The sequence below is a fragment of the [Acidovorax] ebreus TPSY genome (assembly GCF_000022305.1).
Classification (GTDB): Bacteria; Pseudomonadota; Gammaproteobacteria; order Burkholderiales; family Burkholderiaceae_C; genus Diaphorobacter; species Diaphorobacter nitroreducens.
In genome coordinates this window covers 3,705,566-3,716,935 of record NC_011992.1, presented here as the reverse complement: position 1 = coordinate 3,716,935, position 11,370 = coordinate 3,705,566, and the positions used below count along the sequence as shown (strand labels likewise).

General features: G+C 67.3%; 10 protein-coding genes. 2 read left to right on the top strand and 8 right to left on the bottom strand.

From position 1 onward, the window contains the following. The first annotated feature begins 32 nt into the window (after positions 1–32). Together DTPSY_RS17385 and rsmA are read left to right on the top strand one after the other, a co-directional pair. Positions 33–1,430 (top strand): peptidylprolyl isomerase, encoded by a 1,398-nt coding sequence (locus DTPSY_RS17385; RefSeq protein WP_434060546.1) that lies wholly within the window; start codon positions 33–35, stop codon positions 1,428–1,430. Further along, a complete protein-coding gene (gene rsmA, locus DTPSY_RS17380) occupies positions 1,427–2,188 on the top strand; it encodes a 16S rRNA (adenine(1518)-N(6)/adenine(1519)-N(6))-dimethyltransferase RsmA (RefSeq protein WP_015914675.1) in 762 nt (253 codons plus the stop codon). Before DTPSY_RS17385 ends, rsmA begins: the two co-directional genes overlap by 4 nt. A 294-nt stretch (positions 2,189–2,482) precedes the next feature. Here the strand turns inward: rsmA and DTPSY_RS17375 are convergent, their stop codons facing one another. From DTPSY_RS17375 to DTPSY_RS17340, 8 genes are all read right to left on the bottom strand, one after another. Further along, positions 2,483–2,908: a barstar family protein gene (locus DTPSY_RS17375; RefSeq protein ID WP_011807186.1), complete on the bottom strand. Its 426-nt coding sequence runs from the start codon at positions 2,906–2,908 to the stop codon at positions 2,483–2,485. A 139-nt stretch (positions 2,909–3,047) separates the two neighbouring features. After that, entirely contained in the window at positions 3,048–3,452 is a 405-nt protein-coding gene (locus tag DTPSY_RS17370; protein ID WP_011807185.1) for a guanyl-specific ribonuclease, read from the bottom strand. Positions 3,453–3,606: 154 nt separating this feature from the next. Beyond that, positions 3,607–5,916 carry an NADP-dependent malic enzyme gene (locus DTPSY_RS17365; RefSeq protein ID WP_015914674.1) on the bottom strand — a complete coding sequence of 770 codons (2,310 nt, stop codon included), beginning with the start codon at positions 5,914–5,916 and terminating at the stop codon, positions 3,607–3,609. Between the two features lie 166 nt (positions 5,917–6,082). Next, positions 6,083–7,549, bottom strand: a complete 1,467-nt coding sequence (locus tag DTPSY_RS17360) for a M81 family metallopeptidase (RefSeq protein WP_015914673.1) — start codon at positions 7,547–7,549, stop codon at positions 6,083–6,085. Further along, positions 7,546–8,802 carry a Zn-dependent hydrolase gene (locus DTPSY_RS17355; protein WP_015914672.1) on the bottom strand — a complete coding sequence of 419 codons (1,257 nt, stop codon included), beginning with the start codon at positions 8,800–8,802 and terminating at the stop codon, positions 7,546–7,548. Before DTPSY_RS17355 ends, DTPSY_RS17360 begins: the two co-directional genes overlap by 4 nt. Positions 8,803–8,882: 80 nt before the next feature. Then, positions 8,883–9,590: an ABC transporter ATP-binding protein gene (locus tag DTPSY_RS17350; RefSeq protein WP_015914671.1), complete on the bottom strand. Its 708-nt coding sequence runs from the start codon at positions 9,588–9,590 to the stop codon at positions 8,883–8,885. After that, entirely contained in the window at positions 9,587–10,366 is a 780-nt protein-coding gene (locus DTPSY_RS17345; protein ID WP_015914670.1) for an ABC transporter ATP-binding protein, read from the bottom strand. Before DTPSY_RS17345 ends, DTPSY_RS17350 begins: the two co-directional genes overlap by 4 nt. Next, positions 10,363–11,370 (bottom strand): branched-chain amino acid ABC transporter permease, encoded by a 1,008-nt coding sequence (locus DTPSY_RS17340; protein ID WP_015914669.1) that lies wholly within the window; start codon positions 11,368–11,370, stop codon positions 10,363–10,365. Before DTPSY_RS17340 ends, DTPSY_RS17345 begins: the two co-directional genes overlap by 4 nt.

The following is an 11,370-nucleotide window of genomic DNA, read 5'->3' as shown; positions in this document are numbered from 1 at the left end:
CGCCGCCTTGCACCATGAATTTGCACCACGCCATGAAACACCGTGCCTTGACCCTGGGCCTGGTCTGCCTGACCGCCGTCGCACCGCTGGTGCCCGTGAGCGCCCATGCGCAGGGGCTGCGCCCATCGGCCTCCGGCCAGCCGCGGCTGCCCTCCGCAGCGACGCTGCTGCCGCCGGCCGGGGCGACGGCCTCCAACGCGCCGCGGCAGGCGGACTACATCGTCGCCGTGGTCAATTCCGAGCCCATCACCAACAACGAGGTGCGCCAGCGCACCGAGCGCGTGGTGCAGCAGATCGCCAGCCAGGGCGGCAAGGTTCCGCCGCAGGAGCTGCTGGCCAAGGAGGTGCTGGAGCGCCTGATCCTGGAGAAGATCCAGGTGCAGCAGGCCAAGGAGACCGGCATCAAGGTGGACGACTATGCCGTCAGCCAGGCCGAGCAGTCGGTGGCGCGGCAGAACAGCATCAGCGTGGACGAAATGCACCGGCGCCTGGCCGCCGATGGCATCAGCAAGGAGCGCTTTCGCGAAGAGCTGCGCAACCAGCTGCTGGCGCTGCGCCTGCGCGAGCGCGACGTGGAGTCGCGCGTGCGTGTGAGCGACCTGGAGGTGGACCAGTACCTGCGCGAGCAGCGGCAGGCCGCCGGCCCGGGCAAGTTGGAACTCAACCTGGGCCACATCCTGGTGAAAGTGCCTGAGAACGCCGGCCCGGACGAGGTGGCCCAGCGCTCGGCGCGCGCGCAGGAGGCGCTGGCCAAGGTGCAGGCGGGCGGCGACTTTGGCGCCGTGGCGCGCGAGTATTCCGATGCGCCCGAAGGCGCCAACGGCGGACTGCTGGGCCTGCGCCCGGCCGACCGCTATCCCGAGTTGTTCGTGAACGCCACGCAGCAAGCCAGCGTGGGCAGCGTGGTCGGCCCTGTGCGCTCGCCTGCGGGCTTTCACATCCTGAAGGTGGTGGACAAGACCCAGAGCGGCGTGCCCACCACGGCCGTGCAGAGCCACGCGCGCCACATTCTGCTGCGCACCAATGCCAACCTGTCGGAACGCCAGGCCGCTGAGCGGCTGGAGGATCTGCGCGATCGCGTCGCGCGCGGCGGCGCCGACTTCGCGGCGCTGGCACGCGAGTATTCGCAGGACGGCAGCGCCAAGGACGGCGGCGACCTGGGCTGGGCATCGCCCGGGCGCTACGTGCCCGAGTTTGAAGAGGCGCTCAATGCCCTGCGCCCTGGCGAGATCAGCCGCCCCGTGGTGTCGCGCTTTGGGGTGCACCTGATCCAGCTGCTGGAGCGCCGCGAGGCCAAGCTCACCCAGCGCGAGCAGCGTGACATGGTGCGCGACACCGTGCGCGAAAAGAAGCTCGACGAGGCCTTCGCCACCTGGATCCAGGAAGCTAGGGGCCGGGCCTACGTGGAATACCGCGACGCTCCGCAATGAAGCACATCCCGCGCAAGCGCTTCGGCCAGCACTTCCTGAGCGACTCGGGCATCATCGATGCGATCGTGCGCGCCATCGCGCCCGAGCCCGGGCAGCCCATGGTGGAGATCGGCCCGGGGCTGGCGGCGCTGACCCAGCCGCTGGTCGAACGCCTGGGCCGGCTCACGGTGGTCGAACTGGACCGCGACCTGGCCGCGCGGCTGCGTCAGCACGGGCAGCTCGATGTCATCGAGTCCGATGTGCTGAAAGTGGACTTTGCGCAGGTAGCGCAAGCGCTGAATGCTCCCAAAATAAGAGTGGTCGGCAACCTGCCCTACAACATCTCCACGCCCATCCTGTTCCATCTGCTGGCGCACGTGCGGGTCATTGCGGACCAGCATTTCATGCTGCAAAAGGAAGTCATCGACCGCATGGTGGCCGCGCCGGCGACCAGCGCCTATGGCCGGCTGTCGGTGATGCTGCAATGGCGCTACGCCATGGAGAACGTGCTGTTCGTGCCGCCCGAGAGCTTCGATCCGCCGCCGCGCGTGGACAGTGCGGTGGTGCGCATGGTGCCGCACGAAGCGCCCGAGGCGCTGTCGATGCCCGTGCTGGAGGAGTTGGTGCAGGTGGCCTTCAGCCAGCGGCGCAAGCTGCTGCGCCACACGCTGGGCCGCTGGCTCGAAGCGCGGCAGTTTGCCGGCACGTTCGACACCCAGCGCCGGGCCGAGGAGGTGCCAGTGAGCGAGTACGTCGCATTGGCGCAAAAATGCTCCTGAAATAGGAGCTGCTCGCGCTTATCAGTAGGGTGCTAGCGCCCAATTTGATTCAAAGCGCAAAACCATGACCGGCCGGAGCAGGGCAGCGGCCGGTGACGCTTCATCACGCGGCCGTGAGCCAGTAGCCAGCGTTGAAGGGGCTGCTCATGCGCAGCGCCATGGGGGAGACGTCCACCAGCTTGTCGGTGGGCATCTTCTCGCCCACGGGATCGATCGCGATCTCTATGGCCTGGGAGGCGGCACTGCCGTGCTCCTCCTGCGCCCGTTCCGCCTGGCCGGCGGTTGCAGAACGGGCTACAGAAAAGAATAGAAGCAGCGGAACGGGATCTTGCGGTCGCCCCAGTAGTCGGCGGCATCGCGGAAGATGTCCAGCAGCTGCTCCCGGGCTTCCTTGTCGAACTTGGCCGTGATCGGGATCTGCTCCAGCACCACGATGAAGCCCGGCTGCGGGCCCGACTTGTGCAGCGGATCGGTCATGCAGTCGTACAGCGCGTCGAAGTTCTTGCCGAAGTGCGCCGGGAAGGTGAACTGCGTGGCGATCAGGTCCAGGATGTCCTGCTTGGACTGCGCATGTGCCAGGTTGGCATACAGGAAGTGGTGGCCCATGGCGCGCGCCGTGTCCTGCAGGTCGTGCACCCGGAAGGCACGGATCGACTGCACGATATTGGGGCGCACACCGCGCAGAAGCGTTTCCTGGTCTTTACGAAGTGGCGTTTCCATCTCCGTTGCTCTTTCTTTTAGAGGTCCACGAATAGAAGTATCCGACAGCCTGGCGAAGGCGGCTAGCGGAAGAAAAACCGTTGGTGCGATGCATCAGGGGCCTTGCCAGGGGATTTGCCGCAAGGGGCATTCCTGGCGTTCATTCCCTGATTTCTCGAAAGCTCGCGTAATGGTCGCTGGTGAAATAGCAGGCGTCCGGTGTGCGGGGAGCGCCCCCGCACACGATGCGCCGCGCTCCCCGGTGGCGCACGCCGGGCGTGCGCACCGTGTATTCGCGGTAATAGCCGCGTTTCTTCAGGGGGAGCAGACGCTCGCGGTTGCCGAATACCGAACCATCCTTGTCGTACGGGAACGGCCCACCCTCATGGATCAGCGCATAGGTAGCCCGCCCCTGCGGGGGGAGCTCAGCCAGCGAGATGGGAGGATTGGCGGCAGTGTCAGGGAGCTGCCGCGCGGACACCACCACGGGCGCAAGCGTGACCGCAGCACCCAGAACGCACGCCCCCATTGCCTTGTACGCCCGGATGGCGACAGCCTGCAACATCCACTACACCTTTCAGAAACTACGGGTTAACCCGAAATTTCGACCCGCTAGTGTGACAAAAAGGCGCACATAAGGCAAGCGCCTGCCCAAAAAATGGGCAGGAACGAAGGGCAATTGTCAGCGCCCACTCGTAGAGCGGCGCTTGTCATGGCCGTTATCGGGCCGCGTTGGCATCCGCCACGGTGAGGGCGGTCATGTTGACGATGCGGCGCACCGTGGCGCTGGCGGTGAGAATGTGCACCGGCTCGGCCGCGCCCAGCAGCACCGGGCCGATGGCGATATTGCCGCCAGCAGCGGTCTTGAGCAGGTTGTAGGAGATGTTGGCCGCGTCGATGTTGGGCATGACCAGCAGGTTGGCGTCGCCCGCCAGCGTGCCATGGGGCATGAGGGCCGAGCGGGCCTTGCCGTCCAGCGCCACGTCGCCGTGCATTTCGCCGTCCACCTCCAGCCAAGGCGCCTGCACGCGCAGCAGGTCCAGCGTCTGGCGCATCTTGACCGCGCTGGGCTGGTTGCTGGATCCGAAGTTGGAGTGCGACAGCAACGCTGCCTTGGGCTTGATGCCGAAGCGCATCATCTCCTCGGCCGCCATGATGGTGATCTCGGCGAGCTGCTCGGCCGTGGGGTCGTAGTTCACATGGGTGTCCACCACGAACACCTGGCGATCGGGCAGCAGCAGGCCGTTCATGCAGGCGTAGGTGTTCACGCCGGCACGCTTGCCGATCACCTGGTCGATGTACTGCAGATGGTGCGATGTGTGGCCCCAGGTGCCGCAGATCAGGCCGTCCACCTCGCCCTTGTGCAACAGCATCGAGCCGATCAGCGTCAGGCGCCGGCGCATCTCGATCTTGGCGATGGGCACCGTCACGCCCTTGCGCTCAGTCATGCGGTGGTAGGTTTGCCAGAAGTCGCGGTAGCGGTGGTCCTGCTCCACGTTGACCACGTCGTAGTCCTGGCCCTCTTTCAGGCGCAAGCCGAATTTCTCGATGCGCTGGGCGATGATGGCCGGGCGGCCGATGAGCGTGGGGCGCGCGATCTTCTCGTCCACCACGATCTGCGCGGCGCGCAGCACGCGCTCTTCCTCGCCCTCGGAGAAGGCCACGCGCTTCTTGGGAGCCACCTTGGCCGCCGTGAAGATCGGCTTCATCGTCGTGCCGGAGGCGTAGACGAAGGTCTGCAGATGGTCGCGGTAGGCGTCCATGTCGGCCACGGGGCGCTGCGCCACGCCGCTGTCGGCCGCGGCCTGCGCCACCGCCGGTGCGATCTTCATCATCAGGCGCGGGTCGAACGGCTTGGGAATCAGGTAGTCCGGGCCGAATGCCAGCGGCTCGCCGACATAGGCGGCAGCCACCACTTCGCTTTGCTCGGCCTGGGCCAGCTCGGCGATGGCATGAACGGCGGCGATCTCCATCTCGGTGGTGATCGTCGTGGCGCCGCAGTCCAGCGCGCCGCGGAAGATGTACGGGAAGCACAGGACGTTGTTGACCTGGTTCGGATAGTCGGTGCGGCCGGTGGCGATGATGGCGTCGTCGCGGACCGCCTTCACGTCTTCGGGCGAGATCTCGGGGTTGGGGTTGGCCAGCGCGAAGATCAGCGGGCGCGCGTTCATCTTGCGGACCATGTCTTGCTTGAGCACGCCGCCGGCCGACAGGCCGAGGAACACGTCGGCACCTTCGATCACCTCCGCCAGCGTGCGGGCGGACGTCTTCTGGGCGTATTGCACCTTGTCCTCGTCCATGAGCTCGGTGCGTCCTTCGTAGACCACGCCGGCCAGGTCGGTCACCCAGATGTTTTCCCGTGGAATGCCCAGCTTGACCAGCAGGCCCAGGCAGGCCAACGCGGCCGCGCCGGCGCCCGAGGTCACGAGCTTGATCTTCTTGGGGTCCTTGCCGGCCACCTTCAGGCCGTTGAGGATGGCGGCGCCCACGACGATGGCCGTGCCGTGCTGATCGTCATGGAACACCGGAATGCTCATGCGCTCGCGCAGCTTGCGCTCGATGTAGAAGCAGTCTGGGGCCTTGATGTCTTCCAGGTTGATGCCGCCGAACGTGGGTTCCAGCGAGGCAATGATCTCGATGAGCTTGTCCGGGTCCTTCTCGTTGATCTCGATGTCGAACACATCGATGCCCGAGAACTTCTTGAACAGGACGCCCTTGCCTTCCATCACCGGCTTGCCGGCCAGCGGGCCGATATCGCCCAGGCCCAGCACGGCCGTGCCGTTGGTCACCACGCCGACCAGGTTGCCGCGGGCGGTGTAGCGGAAGGCAGCGGCGGGGTCCTTGACGATCTCTTCACAGGGCGCGGCCACGCCGGGGGAATAGGCCAGTGCCAGGTCATGCTGATTGACCATCTGCTTGGTCGCAGCAATCGTGATCTTGCCGGGCTGGGGAAACTCGTGATATTCGAGTGCGGCACGACGCAGCAGGGCGCGCTTGTCGGTAGGGTTGTGGGCCGTGTTGTCGGACATCAAGCGTCTCCAATCGTCAGCGAAGGCATGGCCGACGTGGCGGCATGCGAGCACTGCGCCCCGTCGGCGGTATGTAAGGGGAGCCGATTGTAGGACGCGAGGCTGTCAGTCTGCCGTCAAGTGAAACACTTGTGATCGCAGTGCAGGCAGTTCCATGTGCCGGTGTTCACGCCGGATCGAGCGGGTATACCGGCCGGCGCACCCGCTTGAAAGGGAACCGCGCATAGTCCGATGTGGTTACGCCCGGGCTGTCGCACTCGACGAGACCCTCGGAAAGGGGCGTGAACACGGGCCGGCAGTACATGCGCGACTTGAGCAGCAGGAACCGGAAGCGCGTGGGGTCCAGCCCCACGCAGTGGAACACACCGAGGTCCCACGGCTCATGGGTCTGCTCGGACACCACGATCTGCGCGCTACCGGTATCGAACAACACCGTGTGCCCCATGTGGCAGCGCTGGCCCGTGTAGATCGGGCCCGTGACGGTATAGCTGCCATCGCTCACGGCGCGCACCGTGCCGTGCAGGCGCAGTGGCTTCTTGTGCAGGCCGATGCGGTCGAGTGGCACCTTGTTGCCAAGGTCGACGTCCACCTCGGCACCCTCGCCGGCTGCGATGAGCCGGGCCACGGCCTCCGGGTCGCACAGAGGCCCCATGGCGATGCCGGTGAGGCCCCGCTCCAGCGCGGCCTGCAGCACGTCCATGGTGTCGCAGGTGCCGCCCGACATGCAGTTGTCGCCGTGGTCGAGCAGCAGCACGGGGCGGGTGGCGCCTTGCGCCATGTCCTGCGCGCGGCGCAGAGAGTCTTCCAATGGGTCGCTGCGGTAGACATATTCCGTCCGCCGCTGCCATATCTGCCGCGCCAGCCCGTCTACGGCATCCTGGGTGGCGGCCGCATCCTCTGCGCGGCAGGTGGCGACGACGCTCACGCAGGGTGCCTCGATGTCGGCCAGCGAGAAGCCGCCGAACACGGAGACGGCGGGCAGCCCGCTACGTTCGAGGCCGCGCGCGGCCTCCACGGCATCGCGCATCGGGCCCTCAAGCGTGGTGCTGCGCAGCGTGTGGCTCATGAGCGGCAGGCGGTGCCAGCACACGCGAAAGTGCGCCTCGCCGCGCAGCATCTGCAGCAGCAGGCGACCTGCGTGCTCTCCGGTTTCGTACATGTCGATGTGCGGGTAGGTCTTGAAGCCCACCATCACGTCGGCGCTCTGCACCATCTGCTCGGTGATGTTGCCATGCAGGTCCAATGCCACGCCTATGGGCACGCCGGGCGCTGCAGCGCGCACGCGCGCGAGCAGATCGCCCTCCCCATCGTCTGTGTGCTCAGCCACCATCGCGCCGTGCAGGTCGAGCAGGATGGCATCGCAGCCGGGAGCTGCCTCGACGATGCGGCGCGTGAGCTCGTCGTAGGCCTTCGCGTGCACGGGACCGCTGGGGTTGGCCGTGGCGGACACGGGCGTGACCAGCGTGGCCCCCATACCCTCGGCCAGGTCGATGAAGGCCGCCATGGCCGTGCGCATGCCCTTGTTGGCGCGCAAGGCCGCCTCGCCAAAAGCCGGCGAGAACGCCTCCAGCGGTGTGGGCACGGGCGAGAAGGTGTTGGTCTCGTGGTTGAGCCGCGCAATCAGGATCTTCATGCCACCACCCCGGCACTGGCGAGCATGGCACGCAGCAGCACGTTGCAGCCGGCCTCCAGATGGGCGGGATCTGCGTCTTCGATCTCGTTGTGGCTGATGCCGTCGGCGCAAGGCACGAAGACCATCGCCGCGGGCGCCACACGCGCCACATAGACTGCGTCATGGCCCGCTCCGCTCACCACATCCATGCAGCTGTAGCCCAGGTCCGCGGCGTTGGCGCGCACAGCCTCCACCAGGTGCGGCGTGAACGGCTGCGGTGGGAAGTACACCACCTGCTCCACGCCGATGGCCAGGCCGCGCTCGGCGGCGATGCGCGCGCAGGCGGCGCGCAGCGCGGCATCCATGTCCAGCAGCTGGGCGTCGTCGGGCGCGCGCAGGTCCACGCTGAGCTTCACGCGGCCCGGGATCACATTGCGCGAGTTGGGGTGCACCTCCAGCGAGCCCACGGTGCCGCGCGCATGCGGCAGGCGGTCCAGTGCGATGCGGTTGACCTCGGCCACCAGCGCACTCGCGGCCAGCAGCGCATCCTGGCGCAATTCCATGGGCGTGGGGCCGGCATGCGCCTCCATGCCCTGCACGGTGACGTCATACCAGCGCTGGCCCAGCGCGGCCTGTACCACGCCGATCACGCGCTCATGGTTCTCCAGCACGGGGCCTTGTTCGATGTGCGCCTCGAAGTAGGCGCCCACGGCGGGTGCTGCGCCGGCCTGGCCCGCGTAGCCGATCGCGGCGAGGGCTTCGGCCACGCTCACGCCCTGGGCGTCACGCTGTGCAAGGGCATGCTCCAGCGTGAACGCTCCCGCGAACACGCCCGAACCCATCATTACGGGCACGAAGCGTGAGCCTTCTTCGTTGGTCCACACGGCGACCTCGATGGGGGCGCGGGTGCGCACGCCAGCGGCATTGAGCGTGCGCACTACTTCCAGGCCGGCCATCACGCCGTAGTTGCCGTCGAACTTGCCGCCGGTGGGCTGGGTGTCGATGTGGCTGCCCGTCATCACCGGCGCCAGGCTGTCGTCCGCGCCTGCACGGCGCGCGAAGATGTTGCCGATGGCATCGATGCGGATGCTGCAGCCGGCCTCGCGCGCCCACTGCACGAAGAGGTCGCGGCCCTGCCGGTCCAGGTCGGTGAGGGCGATGCGGCACACGCCACCTTTGGGGGTGCCGCCGATGCGCGCGAGGTCCATCAGCGATTTCCACAGGCGTGCGCCGTCGATGCGCAGCGCAGTGGCGGGGGATGTTTGCATGTCCATGAAAGAGTCCTTCACTGCTGTTCGCAGCGCGATGCGGCCTCCGCGCTTTTGGGGCGGACCACAAGGGCTGCCGTTGGATGTCAGGCCATGCCCACGCCGAGGTAGCGGTCCTTCACGGCGTCGTCTGCCAGGAAGTCCACGTTGCTGGCCTCATGCACGATGGCACCCTGCTCGATGACGTAGTGGCGGTCGGCGAGCTGGGTGCAGACCTCGAGGTTCTGCTCCACCAGCAGGATGGACACGCCCGCGGCCTTGATGGTCTGGAGCTGGGCCACGATCTCCTCGACGATCACGGGCGCCAGTCCCTCCACGGGCTCGTCCAGCATCAGCAGGCGCGGCGCGTTCATGAGCGCGCGGCCGATGGCCAGCATCTGCTGCTCGCCGCCCGAGAGCTGGCCACCGCCATTGGCGCGGCGCTCCTTGAGGCGCGGAAAGATGCGATAGACGTCGGGCAGCTGCCAGGGCGAATGCTTGCGCTGGCCCAGTAACAGGTTCTCTTCTACCGTGAGCAGCTTGAAGATGCCCCGGTGCTCCGGCACCAGGCAGATGCCGCGTTGTGCCACCAGATGGGTGGCCAGCTGGTGCACGGGCTCGCCGCCGAAGCGGACTTGCCCTTGCGTGGGCGCCATCACGCCGGCGATGGTCTTGAGCGTGGTGGTCTTGCCCGCCCCGTTGCGGCCCAGCAGCGTGACGAGCTCGCCGTCGCCGACATGCAGCGACACGCCCTGCAGCACATGGCTTTTGCCGTAATGCGCGTGAACGGATTCCACGGACAGCAATGTCTTCATGCCTTGCCTCCGGTGATCATGTTGCCCAGGTAGGCGCTGCGTACACGCTCGTCGTTGCGGATCTCGTGCGGCAGGCCCTCGGCGAGCACGCGGCCCTGCTGCATCACGGTGATGGTGTCGGAGATGTCCATGACGATGCCCATGTTGTGTTCGATGAGCACCACGGTGTGCTCGTCCTTGAGGCCCTGGATCAGTTGCTTCATCTCCTCGAGGTCGTCGATGCCCATGCCCGAGGTCGGCTCGTCGAGGAAGATCGCCTTCGGGCGCGCGGCCAGCGCCATGCCCACCTCCAGGCGCCGCTGCTGGCCGTGCGAGAGATTGCCGGCGGGGGTGTCGGCGTAGCGCGTGAGGCCCAGGCGTTCGAGCACGCTGGCCACCGTGTCGGCGCAGGAGCGCCGGCCCTCGGGGGCGTTCCAGCAGTCCAGCGCCTTCTTGGGGGCCACGCCCTGGGCGGCCAGGCGCAGGTTCTCGCGCACCGGCAGGGTGAGGAACAGGCTCGTGACCTGGAACGAGCGCGCCATGCCCCGGCGCACGCGCCGGTGGTCGGGCTCGCGCGTCACGTCGTGGCCGTCGAACAGGATGCGCCCGCCGCTCACCTGCTTGGTCCCCGTGAGCATGTGGAACAGCGTGGTCTTGCCCGCCCCGTTGGGGCCGATCACCGAATGCACGGTGTTGGCGCGCACCTTGAGGTTCACGCCGCCCAGGGCGACGAACTTGTCGTAGCGTTTCTCGACGCCCTGGGCTTCGAGCAGGATGGGGGATGCGGTGGTGCTCATGCCTGGCCTCCCTGGGTGTTGGCCTGGGACGCCGCCCCGTTGCGTTGTGCGTCGGCCCCGCCGCCCTTGCGGCGCAGCAGGCTCCACAGGGACTCGCCCAGGCCCCACAGGCCGCGCTGCAGCCCCAGGCTGACGACCATCAGCACCACGCCCAACAGCAGCAGCCAGCGCGGCCACAGCGTGGAGAGCCAGTCGCCCAGCAGCACATAGAACGCCGCGCCCAGCACCGAGGCCAGCAGGTTGCCCGTGCCACCGATCACGGTCATCACGAGGATCATCTCGCTCGTGTGGTATTCGGCATTGGACAGCGGCGCGATGCCGGTCATCATGGCGTGCAGCGCGCCGGCCAGGCCGGTGACGGCGCCCGAGATCACGAAGGCCTGCAGCTTGAGCAGGCGCAGGTCATAGCCCACGGCCGCGGCGCGCTCCTCGTTGTCGCGCACGGCCAGCAGCGTACGGCCGAACACCGAGTCGCACACGCGGCGCAGCAGCCAGAACGCCGCAAGAAACAGCACCGCGACAAAGCCGTAGTACTGCCAGGGCGAGTCCAGGGGCCACAGCGTCTGGCCGGCCACGGCCAGCGAGGGACGCGGAATGTCGAGCAGGCCGTTGTCGCCGCCCGTGAGACCCGTGGCGGTGTAGGCCAGAAAATAGAACATCTGCGCGAACGCGAGCGTGAGCATCACGAAGTAGGTGCCGCGCTGGTGGATGGCCACCCAGCCCACGATGGCTGCACCCGCGGCGCCCATGGCCACGGCGGCCAGCAGCGCCAGCGGCATGGGCAAGGTCCAGCGCGTGAGCAGCAGCGCGATGGTGTAGCTGCCCAGCCCGAAGAAGATGCCCTGCCCGAACGACAGCAGGCCGGTGTAGCCCAGCAGCAGGTTGCAGCCCATGGCGGCGAGCCCGAAGATCAGCACTTCGCTCGCGAGCGAGCCCGACTGCATGCACAGCGGCATGGCGACCACGATCGCCAGCGCGAGAAGGAAATGGGAATGTCTGGACAT

Excerpts from the sequence above, each read along its gene's own strand:
- DTPSY_RS17385 (WP_434060546.1), top strand. The coding sequence starts at position 33 with ATGAAACACCGTGCCTTGACCCTGGGCCTGGTCTGCCTGACCGCCGTC.
- rsmA (WP_015914675.1), top strand. The coding sequence starts at position 1,427 with ATGAAGCACATCCCGCGCAAGCGCTTCGGCCAGCACTTCCTGAGCGAC.
- DTPSY_RS17375 (WP_011807186.1), bottom strand. The coding sequence starts at position 2,908 with ATGGAAACGCCACTTCGTAAAGACCAGGAAACGCTTCTGCGCGGTGTG.
- DTPSY_RS17370 (WP_011807185.1), bottom strand. The coding sequence starts at position 3,452 with ATGTTGCAGGCTGTCGCCATCCGGGCGTACAAGGCAATGGGGGCGTGC.
- DTPSY_RS17365 (WP_015914674.1), bottom strand. The coding sequence starts at position 5,916 with ATGTCCGACAACACGGCCCACAACCCTACCGACAAGCGCGCCCTGCTG.
- DTPSY_RS17360 (WP_015914673.1), bottom strand. The coding sequence starts at position 7,549 with ATGAAGATCCTGATTGCGCGGCTCAACCACGAGACCAACACCTTCTCG.
- DTPSY_RS17355 (WP_015914672.1), bottom strand. The coding sequence starts at position 8,802 with ATGGACATGCAAACATCCCCCGCCACTGCGCTGCGCATCGACGGCGCA.
- DTPSY_RS17350 (WP_015914671.1), bottom strand. The coding sequence starts at position 9,590 with ATGAAGACATTGCTGTCCGTGGAATCCGTTCACGCGCATTACGGCAAA.
- DTPSY_RS17345 (WP_015914670.1), bottom strand. The coding sequence starts at position 10,366 with ATGAGCACCACCGCATCCCCCATCCTGCTCGAAGCCCAGGGCGTCGAG.
- DTPSY_RS17340 (WP_015914669.1), bottom strand. The coding sequence starts at position 11,370 with ATGTCCAGACATTCCCATTTCCTTCTCGCGCTGGCGATCGTGGTCGCC.